The sequence below is a fragment of the Sphingobium xenophagum NBRC 107872 genome (assembly GCF_000367345.1).
In the GTDB taxonomy this organism is placed as follows: domain Bacteria; phylum Pseudomonadota; class Alphaproteobacteria; order Sphingomonadales; family Sphingomonadaceae; genus Sphingobium; species Sphingobium xenophagum.
This window is the reverse complement of record NZ_BARE01000006.1, coordinates 82790-99514: the sequence shown is the minus strand read 5'-3', so window position 1 is coordinate 99514 and position 16725 is coordinate 82790. Positions and strand designations below refer to the sequence as shown.

15 protein-coding genes are annotated in these 16725 nt (G+C 60.8%); 9 read left to right on the top strand and 6 right to left on the bottom strand.

Translation table 11 applies throughout. The annotated features are described in order from the left end of the window. Genes trbE through SX1_RS03030 form a run of 8 tightly spaced genes read left to right on the top strand, consistent with a single transcriptional unit; the run spans position 1 to position 8048 of the window. Complete coding sequence (gene trbE / locus SX1_RS03065) at positions 1 to 2472, top strand: conjugal transfer protein TrbE (RefSeq protein WP_019051863.1); 2472 nt, start codon at positions 1 to 3, stop codon at positions 2470 to 2472. Between the two features lie 4 nt (positions 2473 to 2476). After that, complete coding sequence (trbJ, locus tag SX1_RS03060; RefSeq protein ID WP_019051862.1) at positions 2477 to 3250, top strand: P-type conjugative transfer protein TrbJ; 774 nt, start codon at positions 2477 to 2479, stop codon at positions 3248 to 3250. Positions 3251 to 3254: 4 nt separating this feature from the next. Further along, entirely contained in the window at positions 3255 to 3596 is a 342-nt protein-coding gene (gene trbK-alt, locus SX1_RS03055) for a putative entry exclusion protein TrbK-alt (protein ID WP_019051861.1), read from the top strand. A gap of 1 nt (position 3597) precedes the next feature. Further along, positions 3598 to 4914, top strand: a complete 1317-nt coding sequence (gene trbL / locus SX1_RS03050; RefSeq protein WP_019051860.1) for a P-type conjugative transfer protein TrbL — start codon at positions 3598 to 3600, stop codon at positions 4912 to 4914. Between the two features lie 5 nt (positions 4915 to 4919). Then, a complete protein-coding gene (gene trbF / locus SX1_RS03045) occupies positions 4920 to 5603 on the top strand; it encodes a conjugal transfer protein TrbF (RefSeq protein ID WP_019051859.1) in 684 nt (227 codons plus the stop codon). Beyond that, positions 5600 to 6622: a P-type conjugative transfer protein TrbG gene (trbG, locus tag SX1_RS03040; protein ID WP_019051858.1), complete on the top strand. Its 1023-nt coding sequence runs from the start codon at positions 5600 to 5602 to the stop codon at positions 6620 to 6622. Before trbF ends, trbG begins: the two co-directional genes overlap by 4 nt. Beyond that, positions 6619 to 7824, top strand: coding sequence for a TraB/TrbI/VirB10 family type IV secretion system protein (locus tag SX1_RS03035; protein WP_019051857.1), 1206 nt, complete (start codon positions 6619 to 6621; stop codon positions 7822 to 7824). The genes trbG and SX1_RS03035 overlap by 4 nt, the downstream gene beginning before the upstream one ends. Beyond that, on the top strand, positions 7821 to 8048 hold the full coding sequence (locus tag SX1_RS03030) for a DUF2274 domain-containing protein (protein WP_019051856.1): 228 nt from the start codon (positions 7821 to 7823) through the stop codon (positions 8046 to 8048). The genes SX1_RS03035 and SX1_RS03030 overlap by 4 nt, the downstream gene beginning before the upstream one ends. Here the strand turns inward: SX1_RS03030 and SX1_RS03025 are convergent. From SX1_RS03025 to SX1_RS23470, 3 genes are all read right to left on the bottom strand, one after another. After that, on the bottom strand, positions 8036 to 8932 hold the full coding sequence (locus SX1_RS03025) for a LysR family transcriptional regulator (protein ID WP_026149447.1): 897 nt from the start codon (positions 8930 to 8932) through the stop codon (positions 8036 to 8038). The two genes, SX1_RS03030 and SX1_RS03025, sit on opposite strands and share 13 nt — an antisense overlap. 796 nt (positions 8933 to 9728) lie before the next feature. Further along, positions 9729 to 10532 carry an SH3 domain-containing protein gene (locus SX1_RS24145; protein WP_255209693.1) on the bottom strand — a complete coding sequence of 268 codons (804 nt, stop codon included), beginning with the start codon at positions 10530 to 10532 and terminating at the stop codon, positions 9729 to 9731. 164 nt (positions 10533 to 10696) lie between these two features. After that, the gene (locus SX1_RS23470) at positions 10697 to 11407 is read right to left on the bottom strand and encodes a GGDEF domain-containing protein (RefSeq protein ID WP_019051854.1); all 711 of its coding nucleotides are present in this window, start codon (positions 11405 to 11407) and stop codon (positions 10697 to 10699) included. Between the two features lie 362 nt (positions 11408 to 11769). Between SX1_RS23470 and SX1_RS24140 the strand changes: the two genes are divergently transcribed. Continuing rightward, complete coding sequence (locus tag SX1_RS24140) at positions 11770 to 12282, top strand: hypothetical protein (protein ID WP_167539630.1); 513 nt, start codon at positions 11770 to 11772, stop codon at positions 12280 to 12282. On the opposite strand, the gene SX1_RS03015 is transcribed toward SX1_RS24140, so the two are convergent. From SX1_RS03015 to SX1_RS03005, 3 genes are read right to left on the bottom strand one after another with little or no spacing between them, the layout of a single operon-like run. Beyond that, a complete protein-coding gene (locus SX1_RS03015; protein ID WP_019051853.1) occupies positions 12265 to 14451 on the bottom strand; it encodes a CHASE2 domain-containing protein in 2187 nt (728 codons plus the stop codon). The genes SX1_RS24140 and SX1_RS03015 overlap by 18 nt on opposite strands. Before the next feature lie 28 nt (positions 14452 to 14479). Further along, positions 14480 to 15793 (bottom strand): FecR family protein, encoded by a 1314-nt coding sequence (locus SX1_RS03010; protein ID WP_019051852.1) that lies wholly within the window; start codon positions 15791 to 15793, stop codon positions 14480 to 14482. Continuing rightward, positions 15790 to 16482, bottom strand: a complete 693-nt coding sequence (locus SX1_RS03005) for a response regulator transcription factor (protein WP_019051851.1) — start codon at positions 16480 to 16482, stop codon at positions 15790 to 15792. Before SX1_RS03005 ends, SX1_RS03010 begins: the two co-directional genes overlap by 4 nt. Between the last annotated feature and the right edge of the window lie 243 nt (positions 16483 to 16725).

Here is a 16725-nt window from a genome sequence, read left to right as displayed (position 1 = left end):
ATGCTTTCGCTTCGCGAATACCGAAACAAGGCCGACCGGCTTGCAGACTTCCTACCCTGGGCGGCGCTGGTCGCACCCGGCGTCGTGCTCAACAAGGACGGCAGCTTCCAGCGCTCGGCCCGCTTTCGCGGTCCCGATCTCGACAGCGCAACGCCCGCCGAACTGATCGCCACCACCGCGCGGCTCAACAGCGCGCTGCGGCGGCTCGGTTCGGGCTGGGCCATCTTCGTCGAAGCGGTGCGCCGGCCGGCGCAGGACTATCCCGCTAGCGATTTTCCCGATCCGGCATCTGCGCTGGTCGAGCGTGAGCGCGCGGCGCAGTTCGCCGAAGAAGGAGCGCATTTTGAGAGTGGCTATTTCCTGACGCTGCTGTGGATGCCCCCTGCCGAGGACGCCGCGCGCGCTGAAAGCTGGCTCTACGAAGGCAAGGCCGAAAAGGGCATCAACCCGAAGGAACTGCTCGACCTCTTCATTGATCGCACAGACCGGCTGTTGCGGCTGGTCGAAGGCTTCGTGCCCGAAGTTTCCTGGCTCGATGACAGCGAGACGCTGACCTACCTGCACAGCTGCATCTCAACGCGCAGCCACCGCGTTCGCGTTCCCGAAACCCCGATGCACCTCGACGCGCTGCTGGCCGACGAACCGCTCACGGGTGGGCTCGAGCCGCGCCTCGGTCGCGCCCATCTGCGGACGCTCACGGTGGTGGGATTCCCCAGTTCGACCTTCCCGGGGCTGCTCGACGAACTTAACCGGCTCGCTTTCGCCTATCGCTGGTCAACCCGCGCGGTGATGCTCGACAAGACCGATGCGACCAAGCTGACGGCCAAGATCCGGCGGCAATGGTTCGCCAAGAGGAAGTCGGTCGCCGCTATCCTCAAGGAAGTGATGACCAATGAGGCATCGACGCTGCTCGACAGCGATGCCTCGAACAAGGCCGCCGATGCCGATGCCGCGCTTCAGGAACTTGGCGCCGACCATGTCGGCCAGGCCTATGTCACCGCCACAGTCACCGTGTGGGACGAGGATCCCGCGCTCGCGGCGGAAAAGCTGCGTCTGGTCGAGAAGGTCATCCAGGGCCGCGATTTCACGTGTGTAGTCGAGGGCATGAACGCGGTCGAAGCCTGGCTCGGTTCGCTTCCCGGCCATGTCTACGCCAATGTCCGCACCCCGCCCATCTCCACGCTCAACTTGGCCCACATGATTCCCCTCTCAGCCGTGTGGGCGGGGCCGGAACGGGACGAACACTTTGCCGCACCCCCGCTCTTCTATGCGCGGACCGAAGGCTCGACCCCGTTCCGGTTTTCGCTTCATGTCGGTGACGTCGGCCATACGCTGATCGTCGGACCGACCGGAGCGGGCAAGTCGGTGCTGCTGGCGCTGATGGCCCTGCAGTTCCGCCGCTACAATCGCGCTCAAGTCTTCGCCTTCGATTTCGGTGGCTCGATCCGTGCCGCTGCGCTCGCTTGCGGCGGCGACTGGCAGGATCTCGGCAATTCTCTGACCGGTTCTGGCCTTTCCGAAGACAGCGCTGGCGCGGTGCTGTTGCAACCGCTGGCGCGGATCAATGAACCTGCCGAACGCAATTGGGCCGCCGAATGGCTGCAGGCGATCCTGACCTCTGAGGGCGTGACCGTCGATCCCGCCTCCAAGGAACACCTGTGGTCGGCGCTGTCTTCGCTTTCAACCGCGCCGGTGGGTGAGCGAACGCTGACGGGACTTGCCGTGTTGCTCCAGTCGCAGGCATTGAAGCAGGCGCTGGCGCCCTACTGCATCGGCGGACCGTTCGGGCGGTTGCTCGATGCCGAGATTGAACATCTAGGCGTAGCCAGCTTCCAGGCGTTCGAGACCGAGGGGCTGACTGGCTCCGCAGCAGCGCCTGCCGTGCTCTCCTACCTGTTCCACCGCATCGAGGGACGGCTCGACGGCTCGCCGACGATGTTCATCATCGACGAAGGCTGGCTGGTGCTCGACAGTCCGGCCTTCGCCGCTCAGCTGCGCGAGTGGCTGAAGACCCTGCGCAAGAAGAACGCGAGCGTGGTGTTTGCGACCCAGAGCCTTGCCGACATCGAGACCAGTGCGATCGCGCCCGCCATCATCGAAAGCTGCCCGACCCGCATCTTCCTGCCCAATGAGCGCGCGGTCGAGCCGCAAATCTTGAGCATCTATCGCCGCTTCGGTCTCAACGACCGGCAGATCGAGATCGTCGCCCGGGCCACTCCCAAGCGCGACTATTACTGCCAGTCGGCGCGCGGCAACCGGTTGTTCGAGCTCGGACTGGGCGAAGTCGCGCTCGCCTACACCGCCACCTCATCGAAGACAGACCAGCTGGCGATTGCCGAACTGACTGAAGCGCATGGGACAGCAGGCTTTGCGGCCGCCTGGCTGCGCCATCGCGGCCTCGCCTGGGCCGCTGACATGCTCCCGGCCGCCAACCCCGTTCCCCCCGCCCAATTGGGCCAAACCAAGGAGTAATGCCATGAAGTCGAGTCTCAAGAAGTCTCTGGGGTTCCGCCAGATGCTCGCAGCCGGTGCTGCCGTGCTGTCGATCACTGTCACCGCGCTGGTTCCTGCGCCCGCTTATGCGCAGTTCGGCGGGATCGTTTACGATCCCTCGAACTACTCTCAGAACATCCTGACGGCGGCGCGCACGCTGGAGCAGATCAACAATCAGATCCGCCAGCTGCAGAACCAGGCGACCTCGCTAATCAACGAGGCGCGCAATCTGCAAAGCCTGCCGCTGACCATGCTTGCACCGCTGCAGCAGCAAATCCAGCAAACCCAGCAATTGCTCGCCCGTGCTCAGGGCATTGCTTATGATGTCCAGCAAGTCGAACGCGAGTTCGGCCGCCAGTACAAGGACATCGATCTCACCGGCAGCCAGCGCGCGATGGTCCAGGGTGCTGAAGAACGTTGGCGCGGAAGCGTCGCAGCGTTCGAGGATGCGCTCAAGGTTCAGGCCGGTGCAGTCAGCAACATCGAAGGTGCACGCACTGCAGTGCAAAGCCTGGTCACCGCGAGCCAGTCCGCAACCGGCGCATTGCAAGCGGCACAAGCCGGAAACCAGCTGCTGGCGCTTCAATCCCAGCAGCTCGCCGACCTGACCGCGACCGTTGCCAGCCTCGGCCGCGCGCAGTCGCTCGACGCCGCCAATGCGGCGGCGGCGAAGGCGCAGGCCCGCGAGCAACTGCGGCGCTTTCTCGCGCCGGGTCGCGGTTACGTTCCCACCACCGCCCAGATGTTCCGGAACTGAGGCGGTGGACACCAAGCTCTTCGCGCGGATCGGAGCCGGGGCGTTCGTCGCCATCGCGCTGACCATGTCCGTGCTCCAGCTGCGCGAAGAGCGCCCGGAACCGCTGCCGGAAGTGATCACGGTGTTCGAACCCGACGGCGATCGACTGCCCGCACAGCTTCGTGCTTGTGCGGCTATGGGCGAACTCGCGCTGTCCTCGCCCGACTGCCGCGCGGCCTGGGCCGAGAAGCGGCGGCGGTTCCTTGGGGTCGAGAGTGACGCCAGCGAACCTGCCGGCGATGCCGCCGTCGACAAGAGCGAAGCTCCGGCTCCGTTATCCGAACCCCAACCAGCAAAGGGCCTCTGACATGGGTGGCACCGGCGTCGTCGACCGCTTCCTCGACATCTTCTCGCGTTACATCGACAGTGGGTTCGGCCTCCTGTCGGGCGAGGTCGCGTTCATCGCAACCACCCTGATCGTGATCGACGTAACGCTGGCCGCACTGTTCTGGTCATGGGGCGAGAACGAAGACATCATCGCTCGCCTCGTCAAAAAGACCCTGTTCGTCGGCGTGTTCGCCTACATCATCGGCAACTGGAACAACCTCGCGCGGATCGTGTTCGAGAGCTTCGCCGGACTTGGCCTCAAGGCCAGCGGCACCGGCTTCACTGCTGCCGAACTGCTGCAACCGGGCCGGGTCGCGCAGGTCGGCATGGATGCGGCGCAGCCGCTGATTACGGCGATCTCCGACTTGATGGGGTTCGTCAGCTTCTTCGAAAATTTCCTGCAGATCATCATTCTGCTGCTGGCCTGGGCGATCGTCATCATCGCCTTCTTCATCCTGTCGATCCAGCTGTTCATCACGCTGATCGAATTCAAGCTGACCACGCTCTGCGGCTTCGTGCTGATCCCGTTCGGCCTGTTCGGCAAGACCGCGTTCATGGCCGAGCGCGTGCTGGGCAACGTCGTGTCGAGCGGCATCAAAGTGCTGGTCCTCGCGGTAATCGTCGGCATCGGCTCGACTATCTTCACCGAGTTCACCAGTGCGATCGGCGCAGAGCCGACGATCGAGGACGCGCTTTCGATCATGCTCGCCAGCCTGTCGCTGCTCGGCCTCGGTATCTTCGGCCCCGGCATCGCCAATGGGATCGTCTCGGGCGGTCCGCAGCTAGGCGCAGGCGCGGCCGCCGGGACCGCGCTGCTTGCCGGCGGCGCTGCTGCTGGCGCACTTGCCGGTGCGCGGATGGCAGGCGGCGCGGTCGCCAGTGCTGCATCCAACGTCGCGCACGGCACCTCGCGCGCCGCAGGCGGTGCGACCATGACCTATGCGCTGGGTTCGGCGGGCAAGTCGGGCGCAGCTGCAGTCGGCTCCGGCATGGCTGCGGTCGGCGAATCCGCAGTCGGTGCAGCAACCTCGCCGCTGCGTAAGGCCGGCGACGGAATGAAGCAGTCGTTCCGTGAGGGCAGCCGCGCCGCGATCACCAACACCGGCGGCACGATTACCCCCGGACCAAACACACCGCCCCCACCGCCACCCACAGCCGACGCAGGCCAACCCGCCTGGGCAAAGGCGATGAAGGACCGGCAGACCATCGCGCACGGCGCGACCATCGCCGCCCACACGCTGAAGTCTGGCGACAGCCACGGCGGTGGGGCTTCCATCGACACTTCCGAAAAGGACTGATCGCCATGTTCCGACGCCCCTCGATCCGCTACGGCAAAACCCCTGAGCCCGAAACGCCCTACCAGCGCGCCGCACAGGTCTGGGATGACCGGATCGGCTCGGCCCGCGTCCAGGCGCGCGGCTGGCGGCTTGCCTTCTTCGGTGCCCTTGGCCTCTCCACCTGCCTCACTGCCGGGATCATCTGGCAGGGCGCGCGCGGATCGATCATCCCTTGGGTGGTGCAGGTCGACAAGCTTGGTGAGGCGCTAGCGGTCGCACCCGCCGATGTCGGTTACATGCCCTCGGACCCGCAGGTCGCGTTCCATCTCGCCCGGTTCATCGAGCAGGTCCGCGCCGTCCCCGACGATCCGATCATCGTGCGACAGAACTGGCTGCGCGCCTATGACTTCGCGACCGACCAGGGCGCGCTAGCGCTCAACGACTATGCCCGGACCAACGATCCGTTTGCCCTGATCGGCAGGGAGCAAGTTGGTGTGGACGTAACCAGCGTCATCCGCGCCTCGCCGACGAGCTTCCGCGTCGCCTGGGTCGAACGCCGCTACCGCGACGGCAGCCTTGCCGAAACGAGCCGCTGGACCGCGATCCTGACCATCGTCGTCCAGACCCCACGCACTCCCGATGCCCTGCGCAAGAACCCGCTCGGCATCTTCGTCAACGCCATCAACTGGTCGAAGGAACTCGGATCATGATCAGCACTCTTGCAGCGGCCAATAGCCGCATCGCCATTGCCTTGCTCGCAGCGAGCACCGCACTTGCCTCCCCCACGCAGGCCAAGGACCAGCCTGCTGCGCCTGCGGTCCCCAACGAGGTATCGCAGGCGCTCAATACCGAACCGATAGTCGTGGCGATTCCCGTACCGCTGCCTCTTCCCGGCCAACTCAAACAGTTTCCGCAGCGCACCCCTCCCCACGCTGCGGGCCGCTCCCGCCCGTCCCAGAGTCGCCCCACTCTCCAGGACAGGCTGGGAGCGGCAATGGAGGCGGCGCGGGTGCAGCCCGAGCGCACCGGGTTTATCAACGCGATCCAGGTCTTCCCTTACACCGAAGGCGCGCTTTATCAGGTCTATGCCAAGCCCGGCCAGGTGACCGACATCGCGCTGCAGGAAGGCGAGCAGTTGGTTGGCTCGGGACCGGTCGCATCCGGTGACACAGTGCGCTGGATGATCGGTGATACGGTCAGCGGCAGCGGGCCTGCGTCGCGGGTCCACATTCTGGTGAAGCCCGTCCGTCCCGACATCGCGACTAATCTGGTGATCAACACCGACCGGCGCACCTATCATCTGGAGCTGCGCGCCAATCCGTCGGTCTACATGGCGTCGGTTTCCTGGACCTATCCGCAGGACGAGCTGATCGCGCTGCGCCAGGCCCGGATCGAAGCGATCGGAGCTGCACCCGTTGCAGCGGGCATCGACCTCTCGACGCTCAACTTCCGTTACGCGATCGACGGTGATCGCCCCGACTGGCGGCCGCTGCGGGCGTTCGATGACGGGGTCCGCGTGTTCATCGAGTTCCCCGAGAGCATCGCGCAGGGCGAACTGCCGCCGCTGTTCGTGATTGGTGCCAAGGGCGAGGCTGAACTGGTCAACTACCGCGTCGCTGGCCGCTACATGATCGTCGACCGGCTGTTCGCCCGCGCCGAGCTGCGGCTTGGCGGACGCAAGGGCCAGCAGACGGTGCGGATTGTCTCTAACCGGCGGGGGCGGGCATGACCGGCGAGGATGAGGACGATCGCACGAAAACGCCGCCCGTTGATCCCGACAGCGCGGTCAAGCTGCGCGGCGATCCGCCGCGCGTGATGCGTCTGTCGCGGAAAGCCATCGGGATCGCCTCGGCCTGCGGATTTGCGCTGGTCGGCGGCGCGCTGATCTACGCGCTTCAGCCTGCTGGCAGGAAAGGTGCTGATGAACTCTACAACACCGATGGCGTGGCTGTGGCCGACAATCTTGCGGGCGCGCCCAAGGATTACGGCCAGATGCCCAAGCTCGGGCCGCCGCTTCCCGGCGACCTTGGCAAGCCGATCCTCGATGCCCAGCGTCGCGGGGACGTGGCTGCCCTACCGCCAATTGGAGCTCGGCCGTCTGCGGCTCCGATCGATCCCGCAGTCGCTGCCGCTGATGCCACCCGACAGCGCGCCGAACAGGAACGTGAAGCCGCGCGCGGTAGCCGCCTGTTCTTCTCCGGCGGATCGCCGGGAAGTGGCAGTGCTGGCCTTGTCGGCCTGCCGCCACCAGCCGAAGCTCCGGCTGCAACGCCTGCGGCAGGGCCGCAGTCCGATGCTGCCCGCAAGCAAGCCTTCCTTGAACGCGCCAGCGACCGGCGCACAGTGTCGGGCGAGCGACTGACCGGACTGGCCTCTCCTTCAATCCTGCAAGCGGGATCGGTCATACCGGCGGCACTCATAACCGGCATCCGCTCTGATCTGCCGGGGCTGGTAACCGCGCAGGTCACCCAAAACGTCTATGACAGCCCGACCGGGCGCATCCTGCTCATCCCGCAAGGCTCACGGCTGATCGGCGACTATGACGCCGATGTCGCGTTCGGGCAGAGCCGGATCCTGCTCGCCTGGAACCGGCTGATCCTCCCCGATGGCCGCTCAATCGTGCTCGAACGTCAGCCCGCGTCCGACCCGCGCGGGTTTGCTGGGTTGCAAGATGGCACCAATTACCATTGGGGCGGCGTTTTGAAGGCCGCACTTGTCTCGACGCTTTTGGGTGTTGGGTCGGAACTGGGGTCTGGCAATGATAGCGATCTGGCCCTTGCTGTCCGGCGCGGGACGCAGGACAGTATCAATCGCGCAGGCGAGCAGATCGTCAGCCGGGAATTGAATGTCCGCCCGACGCTGACGATCCGCCCTGGATTTCCGGTGCGGGTGTTGGTTACCCGTGACCTGATTTTGGGAGGTGGGCAATGACACGGCTGAAGTTGGCCGATCTCGCCGACGAGAAGCCGGTGCGGCTGACGGTCGAGGTGTCGGCACGGTTGCACCGCGAACTGCTGGCATATGCCACTGTATTGAACGGCGGCGATACCAAGGGTGCGCCGACGCCGGAGCGGCTAATTCCGGCGATGATCGAGCGGTTTATCGCGACGGACCGAAGCTACGCGAAAACGCGTCGCGTGGTTCAGCCTGGGTAACGCTCTTCGATCAACTTGAAGAAGCGTTGGAGCGCGGGGTTACCGTTGTCCTCGCGCCAGTAGAGCGCATATTCTAGGCGGGCCGGACCTGTCGGATCGTGGATTTCAATGAAACGCAGATCGGTCCAGGTGATGCCTTGAGACGCTTCGGTGGCGATCGAGATGTAACGCTTCGCCGCGACCATACTCAAAACACTCTCGAGACTGGTGTCCTGGAGGATGACGCTGGGTAGTTTTCCTTGCTCGGTCAGTCGGGCGGCGATGACGTTGCCAAAGATCGGACCTAGTCCTCCCGCAGGGACAACGAAGACCTCACGGCGCAGATCCTGCCAGTAGATCTGGTCCTTCTGTGCCAAAGCATGATCTTCGGGCACAGCGGCGAAGAGGCGCTCGGACCATATTCGGCGCGAGGAAATACCAGCCTCGCGATGCCCGATCGGCGCAACCGCGACATCGATAGTGTGTGAATGGAGGCCGTGAAAAAGCTTTTCCAGACCCGCTTCGATTCCATCAAACTGGACGTCCTCGAATTTCGTCAAATAGTCAGAAATCGCTAGTCTGAGTTTTCCGGCCATCAGGGGTGAGCAATAACCGACCGCGATCCGACCTTGCAGGCCGTAGCTGACATTGCGGGCAGTCGTTCGCAAATTGTCGACATCGGTGATGATGCGACGGGCCTGCTCAATGAAAGGGCGACCGTTCTCGGTAATCTCTGCGCCGCGCGTTGAGCGTTCGAACAGCTTGACGCCCAGACGATCCTCAAGCTGTTGCACTTTCCGGCTCAAGGTTATCTGTTTCACGTTGAGCGCCGCGGCAGCTCGCGAGAAGCTCTTTGCATCCGCAGTAGCGACAGCAAACCGAAGTTGGTGGATCTCGATCGCCATCAAGGTTTCTAACCCTCTGCACTTGCGCCTTGTCCGACTGAAAACAGCAAAACTGCTAAAATGTGAACGACCGATCAGGTGATTTTACGCAATTTTACGATTGACAAATCGAACCGTCACCAACTGCCCGAAGCGAATTCAGTATTGAAATGCTTGCGTAATTACAAAGACTTTGACTTTCCGGTCCGCTTGGGGCGCACCCGGGGTTGAAGGCGGCCGTGGCATTGAAACTCATCGCTGATAGCGGTCCGATTCACCGAGAAATTGCGGGCATCCGCCCGGAGCAGCACTCCCATCGGATCTTGGTGGTTACGCACGGCAGTGCAGCAACACGCAGGATCGAGGGTGATTCCCCGGTTCTGATCCTGACGGACGTGATGCTGGCCTTGTCTTCGGCAACACGATCAGTGCGGGCTGCGGTGCCACGTGTCTGCCTATCAGGCGCGGCCTCAATGAACTCGGCTCCCGCAGAGCGGAGGGAAGCACCTGGCACTATCGATCAACGACATTACGATGCGAACTGACCATCGAGGTCGCTAACCAGTTTCTCGATTGACAGGCATGGGTCGGAATTTTGGCCGCAATGCGACAGTGTCCGCTGTTGGCGTGTTGCATTTGCCCGAATGCCATCGGGAAAAGAAGTGTTGAGGGCCGCGCTCCGGGGATTTTAAGCACGGCCCTCAAGGGACTTTCGCGAGGAAGGGAGATTGCTCGCATGGCTTGGATAGGCGACTCAGCCTAGCAAACCTTTTATAATCAGTAATTTGTTGTAAAATGACTAGTTCACTCCGATGCCTCAGCCAGTGACGGGATTGAATGTCCAGCCTCCCGATGGGTTGCGACAGGCACGTAAATCCTGTGTCTCGCTTTGCCCACCGACTGTGATTGTTTGCCGGACTATCTTGCAGTCCGTAGTCGTCGATATCTCAGGCGTAAGGAAGGCTGATGAGACGTAACCTTGGCCCACACCGTTTTTTGTGACGAGAAGCCAATCACCGGATCCAGTAGCTGCGGGGACCCACAATCGCTCGTTTGGGGTCAACTGGCCTAGGATTGCTCCCGCGAGTCCTGGCGAACTGCGCACGTTCACTCGGCTTGCAGCAGTATAATACCCGTCAATGCGTTGGTAGTCGGCGATCGGTTCAACGCCCGGTGCCAAGGATAGTCCAGTCACTCCTTTGGACTGATCTGTCAACACGCGCGTCGATCCCGATGAACCGGTTGACTGATTGGACCAACTTTGCGCCTGGCCAGTTTCGGCCGATCGCGCCAAGGCAGCTTCAGCCTTGGCCTGATCATTGCGCTGTAACTTGCAGCCCAATGCCGATCCTGCCGCCGCTCCAACGGCAGCGCCAACGACCGTGCCAATTTTGCGATTGCCGCCACCAGCTACACGATTGCCTAGTAACCCACCGGTTACGCCACCAACAGCAGCACCAATCTCTTGCTTGGATCCTGACGCGGAGCATCCAAAGATTGAACTGAATAGGCCGGTGCTAGGCGGCTTTGGAGCGACAACGCCGCGCGCACTGCTCAAAACACCGTCGATCGCGCCAGATCCGCCACTTTGGGCCAGAGCTGGTGAAATGACAGCGCACATCGAGGTGCCGATCATAAAAAATTTCAGAAGCAGTCGACTTGCCATCACGGATCTCCCAATCTCGAATTCACGGTTTTGGGAGAGTCTACATGAACCAATGATTCACAAAGCAAGGTTTTGCAATAATTTACAAATAGATACGATTGTTTACAGAAACGGCGCCATCAAACTGCGATGCCGATCTGCCTTTGCAAATCGTGTACTGGGCTAGGCGCAGTCGCCACACGGTTTCGCCCGCCGCGCTTAGCTGCATAAAGGTTCTCATCCGCATGAGTAAATGCTACGCGAACAGGGTTGGTTGCACTGTGTAGGCTCACACCGATGCTTACGCTGAGCGGGACTGACGTGTCGGCAACGGAGAAGTCGAGAGCCTCGACCGCCTTGCGGACATCCTCGGCGATATGACGGGCCTGGCGTAAATCGGCTCCGGGGATGAAAACGCCGAACTCTTCGCCGCCCAGGCGACCAACAAACCCCGGTTGTGGGGTAGAGACATCAATTGCATTGGCGATTTGGACCAGAGCAATGTCGCCGGAATAATGTCCGAAGCTGTCATTGATGGATTTGAAGCGATCCGCGTCGACGATCAATAGTGCACCATCTTTATCCTCAGCTCGAATTCGATCTACGAAGAACGAACGATTGAGAATTCCGGTCAAGGCATCAAAGCTGATGAATGCGAGAAGGCGCGAAGCACGATCACCGTTTTGCTCGTCTTCGCGTCGCGCAAGCCAGACAGAAACCGTGAGGAGCATGACAACAGCTAACGACTGCCGGACCATTACGTTGACATCGAGTTCGCCATTTGCAACCGCCGAAAAGATGCTCGAACCCACGATTCCTGCGACGACACAGGTCGCGGTCCGCACCAGCATTAGGTGCGTTCCGGTGCGCCACCGGGTAGGATCAGGAGGGGTCGTTACGTGCATGACGGCTTTCACCTTTCAGCGTCGTTTTTCGCACGAGGCCATGGTGAATTGCGCTAATGTTCGTAGTTAATCGCTTGGAACACTTGTCAAATTCGGGTTCTTATAACGAACAAGTCGTAAAAAATTGTATTCCTCCGGATCCAGATCACAAAGCAGTCGGAGCCTCGAGACGACAGTCACCTGAGATCATCGGTCCGAGCCTTGAGCTTAATTGACGCAATTGGGCGGCGCTGGCTCGCCGGCCGTACCGATTGCGAGAATCTAGGATTTCCGCTAACCTTAGGAAGCCACAAAAAAGACGATAAATTATGGGCCTCGCTACCGCCTCCAGATTTGCAATCCTTGCAGCTTTCGCTTGCTGCGTCGCGGGCTGTGCAATCATTCCTGCGCCTGTCACTTCATCGACTGGTAATGTGTCACCGCAGCGACCGTTCCGACTGATTTACGACGGCGTGACGACACCCTTGTCGCGCGGTGCAACCGATGCAGTTCGCCAGCTATTGACGGTTCAGGGTTACCGTATCGATTCAAGCGCGAATCTTGCCCTTGAAGTAAGCATCGCGCGTCGTGGTACCGATGTCGCATTCAGTGCCGGACAAGGTCCTGCTGGTTCGGGAACCGCGGAAGGACGAGGCAGATCCCGGCCGCTAGCACTGTGTGTCAATCGCATCACCCGGCTGACAATTTCCATCGTCGAACTCGAACAAGCCAAGCTTATTTATCGCGGAGTTGCCGAAGTTGTAGGATGTAGCGAGCCTAGCTCAAACGATCTGCATATCCTTGCAGCCGCAGCGATGAAGTCGTTACGCCGGGTCGATTGATTCAGGACCGACCACCACAGGAAATGCGATCACAAAAGTCGTCCCGCCGGTTGCCGATTCTAAGGTGATCGCCCCCCCCATCAGATCGACCGCTCGCTTGACGAAGGCCAAGCCAAGTCCGGCACTCAACTCTTTGGATGGATCGTTCGGTCCGAACCGCTGGAAGAGCGCCGCCAACCGCTCGGGCGGGATGCCTGGACCATGATCGGCTACCGTGCATTCTAGATAGTCGCAGGTGGCGGCTTCCGACCGCTCTTTCAGCCGGATCGAACAACGGACCACTCCAGACTTCGGGCTGTACCTGATCGCGTTGTCCAGCAGATTGGCGATCGCCCGCATCAGCAGGGACGAGTCCCCCGCAATTAGCGGAGGCTCATCCAGACCTTCGACCGAAACGCGGACCTGTTTGCTTTTCGAGACATCATAGACCCGATCGACAGCTTCATCGGTGATGGCACGAAGGTCGATCAATGACTGCTCCGGCGTAAGCGCCGAAAGTCTGGCAAGCTGCACGAAATCGTCTGCGAGCTTGAGTGATGTCTTGGCGTGATCGGCAATCCGATCGAACGGCATGTCTTTCGCCGGATTCTTGCGCGCAATTTCGAGAACGCCCAGGATGCGCGCAAGCGGCGCGCGCATGTCGTGCGAAAGAAACTCAAGAAACTCGTTGCGCTCGCGTTCGTTTGCGCGGCGCTCGCTTATATCGGCCATTCTCAAGACCGTGCTTTGACCAGCAGCAGATGAACCCAGGCTAACTTCGCGAACAAGCATCGTCCGGCCATCGGTCAGTTCGATCTCGTCTGCCTCTACGTGCCTACCTTTCGCGACCTCAACCATGCAACCTTCGACACTTCGGCCCTCGACTTCCGGCCCGAAGATACCTTTTGCACGACTGTTCGCCAGAACCACTCTGCCTTCGCTGTCCACGACGCACATTGCATCGGGGGCGCTCTCGATCACATCCTGAACGAAGCGCCGCCGCTCGCCGAGTTCTCCGATGAGGTCACGAAGTCTCGCGCTGGCAGTCGCAATCGTATCGAGTCCAAATCGGCCACGGCTATCCGACCTTGCCGCATCGAGATCATCGCCTAGCGTCACCACTTGCTTTTGAACGAACCGGTCAAGCGCGCTCAGTCTGCGCCAACTCCACATAGGATAGGCGAGCATCAACCCGGCGAGCAGCGGGGCCGGCGTTAGCCAGATTTTCAGCCAAGCCAGCGCGCCAACGGATACCGCTGACCCAAGCAGCGCCGCAAGCGCCGAGAGCAGCAATGCCCGATCTGGCGGAAGCCACCAATAGGCTGCCATCAGCAGCAACAGTGTGAATGACGCGAACAAAATGGCGGTCATTGGCGCGGCGTCGCGCAGCCACACGCCTTGTAGCATCGCGCTCAGCATGTTTGCCTGCACTTCAACGCCTGACATCACACTTCCCGCGGGGCCAGGAACTGACAGAATGTCGCCATTGCCTTGGGCGGTTGCACCAACCAGCACAATTCGGCCTTTGAGCAGGCCTTGTGGCACTTCACCTCGAACGATGCTCACAGCGGACACAGCCGAGAACGAGCCGGCCGGATTGAACGGGATAATCATCTTTTGCCCAAAGTCGGGCACAGCGACGCCGGCATTCTCGGCGACCACTTTCATCATGTGCGGATGGGCTTGTGCGCCGTCCTCGATGCTGAGATCGGCGTGCCGGACCTGACCATCCGCATCGAACACGACGTTGACATGCCCTGCCTTTTGCGCGGCATTTCGCAAATTTGGGAGTGGCAGCTGGACGTCAAGAGGGCCGCCATTCATCTCGGAAGTCGTTATATATGTCGGCAGGACGACTTTTTTTGAGCGGCCCAGCGCATCTGCTAACTCAGCATCGTCTTCTGGCGTAGACGGTTCGACGAACAGCACGTCGTAACCAATCTGGGCGACGTTGCCTTCGGTCAGTCGATCGATCAAGCGTGCATGCACCGATCGCGGCCACGGCCAGCGGCCGAATTCCGCCAGACTGGCCTCATCGATCTGAACAATGAGAATTCGAGCATCGGGCTCTGGCGCAAACAAAATCGCCGCGCGGTCGAACAGCCAAGCACTTACTTCTTGGCCTGCACGTGACTGAGCTGCGAAGACGGTGACTGCCAAGCCCAGCAGTAAAACGGTGATCCATTCCAAAACCAGCCGATTCCGCCATGGTGCCTTCTCACTTGTCAACGACGAGTGGCTCAAGCGGAGTCCAGACCTCAATGTAACGCCCTTGTTCGTCGCGCACCTGGCCGATGCGCCACGTATAAATCCCGCGTGCAAGTCCGCTCACCGAAAGCTCATTCACCGATAGGCTCGGCTCGTCAATCAATGGAACTTGAGACCCGCTGCCATCGAACAATTGAAAACGAACGAGTGCGCCGTCGCCAAAGTCCCACTGGAACCGGACCGATCCGTCGACCCCATTAGAGGGACTTGAGCGCAAGGCCTGAAGTTTTCGCGTAAATTGCTGCTTCTGAGGCAACCCTTCGAGCCCGCTCGGCGCGATTGCCATGGCCCGGACCCAGTACGCGCCGTCGGGCAGGGAGCCCAGGTCTACTGTTGGTGTAGGCGAGCGTGCTCCTTTCACGATTTCAACGAAAGCTGAATCCTTGGCAATTTCGATATGGTATCCAACCGCGCCTTGAGACGGAATCAGAGCAAACCCGACCGTGCTGCGCGACTGAACTTCCCCAGGTCGGGCAAAGGCAGGCGGCGGCAAAAGTTCTTCCTTGTTGACCCGTCCGCTGGAACTTGCGGCTGCACCGAACCCGCCGGGCAGCGCAGTGCTAGCTGTTCGGCCATCGACGTTGACCACCACATTGCCTTCGACGACTTCGGTCAGCGATGCATCGGGGCCGTCATAGCCGATCCTGAAAACCGTGCCGCGGACGGCCGAGATGGCAACCGGTGTTCGCATTCTGAACCGACTGCGATTGTCGCGCAGCGGTACAACCGTAGTTTCGGTCCGCCCTCGCTCGATCGCGAAATCGGTATCGGTGCCTCGTGTCAGAAGATAAGTGCGCAACCTGATCACTCGAACCCGCGCGTTCGAGGGCAAGGCAATTCGCGAACCCCCGTCCAGCTGCAGTGTCAGATAGCCGTCAACTCCGGTTTCGACGACATCGCCCTCGGTAACCCGCCCGCCCAGTTCCAATGGCATTGAACGCCCAGCTCGCGTCACATGGGCGGACCCACGCAACGATATGACCGTAGCTGACAATCGCGAAAATTTGAGCACGCTTGTCGGGATGACGATCTTCGCGCCGACCCTCAGACGATTGGAATCTGTCAGTCCGTTGGCCCGCTCGACCTGCAGATAGGCGGTAGGAGAGACAAAATACCGTTGGCCAAGACCGATCAAGGTATCGCCTTCGCGGATTGTGTAGATGATTTCGTCTTTGTCGCGAGACAGTTCCTGCGCCCACAGTGGAGTAACCGACACCAAAGGTACGGCCAACAGCAGGAGTGCGAGGCTAAGTCGCTTGGTCATTCGTTCGCGTAGGTATCCAACCTATAACCGTATCCAAAGATCGTTTGGAGACGATGGCCGTTTTCCGGCCGCAAGTCGAGCTTGGTGCGTACCTTGGAAACATGCATGTCGAGCGTTCGCGTCGAGAGATCGACCGCATTGTTCCAGATTTTTTCAAGGATGTATCCGCGCGACAAGGGGCGCTGCAAGTTCTCGAAGAACAGCAGCGCAAGTTCAAACTCCTTTGCCGTCAAGCGCACTACCTTGTCATCAAAGCCCACGGTCTGATCCAGCCGGTCAAACGAGTAGCGGCTATGTTGTTCCAGCCTTGATCCGCGCTGATCGTCCTGGCCCCTTCGCAGGGCTGCGGCGACCCGGGCACGGATCACTTCCTCACTCCCTGGTTTTGAGATAAAATCGTCGGCACCCGCATCGAGCGCGTGAACTATGTCCTGCTCGTCATTTCGAGAGGTGAGCACAATGATCCGCGGGACTTGGCGGAGGTTTTGTCTGGCCCAGGCGATTACGTCGAGTGCTGAAAACCCCGGCATATTCCAATCGAGCAGCAGCAGATCGAAGGTTTCGTTCTTCAACGCAGCGACAACCCCGTGACCTCTGGCGAAGCACATGCAGGTGTGCCCGGCTCGCTCAAGCACGCCCATCGCGTAGTCCAGCGCCTCCTTGTCATCGTCTGCAATCGCGATCCGCATTCAAGTTTCCACATTCAAATCCAAGCTTCATTTTGGTCTCTTACGCAAGAATGTTGACTTGGGCCTCATTCCAAAGGAAAATTTACAACAATTTACAGGACTTTTGGGAAAGGGCTTGTAATTCCACGCACTTTCACCGTCGCTTGGAAAGCTGCAGATCGGTCTTAGTGCCGGAGAGTGATATGGCGGGCAAGGTGAAGGGCCAATGTCGGCTTGTTGGCGGGACATGAAAACTGTCCATTC

Coding starts and splice junctions, on each gene's coding strand:
- trbE (WP_019051863.1), top strand. CDS start 1: ATGCTTTCGCTTCGCGAATACCGAAACAAGGCCGACCGGCTTGCAGAC.
- trbJ (WP_019051862.1), top strand. CDS start 2,477: ATGAAGTCGAGTCTCAAGAAGTCTCTGGGGTTCCGCCAGATGCTCGCA.
- trbL (WP_019051860.1), top strand. CDS start 3,598: ATGGGTGGCACCGGCGTCGTCGACCGCTTCCTCGACATCTTCTCGCGT.
- trbF (WP_019051859.1), top strand. CDS start 4,920: ATGTTCCGACGCCCCTCGATCCGCTACGGCAAAACCCCTGAGCCCGAA.
- trbG (WP_019051858.1), top strand. CDS start 5,600: ATGATCAGCACTCTTGCAGCGGCCAATAGCCGCATCGCCATTGCCTTG.
- SX1_RS03035 (WP_019051857.1), top strand. CDS start 6,619: ATGACCGGCGAGGATGAGGACGATCGCACGAAAACGCCGCCCGTTGAT.
- SX1_RS03030 (WP_019051856.1), top strand. CDS start 7,821: ATGACACGGCTGAAGTTGGCCGATCTCGCCGACGAGAAGCCGGTGCGG.
- SX1_RS03025 (WP_026149447.1), bottom strand. CDS start 8,932: ATGGCGATCGAGATCCACCAACTTCGGTTTGCTGTCGCTACTGCGGAT.
- SX1_RS24145 (WP_255209693.1), bottom strand. CDS start 10,532: ATGTGCGCTGTCATTTCACCAGCTCTGGCCCAAAGTGGCGGATCTGGC.
- SX1_RS23470 (WP_019051854.1), bottom strand. CDS start 11,407: ATGCTGGTGCGGACCGCGACCTGTGTCGTCGCAGGAATCGTGGGTTCG.
- SX1_RS24140 (WP_167539630.1), top strand. CDS start 11,770: ATGGGCCTCGCTACCGCCTCCAGATTTGCAATCCTTGCAGCTTTCGCT.
- SX1_RS03010 (WP_019051852.1), bottom strand. CDS start 15,793: ATGACCAAGCGACTTAGCCTCGCACTCCTGCTGTTGGCCGTACCTTTG.
- SX1_RS03005 (WP_019051851.1), bottom strand. CDS start 16,482: ATGCGGATCGCGATTGCAGACGATGACAAGGAGGCGCTGGACTACGCG.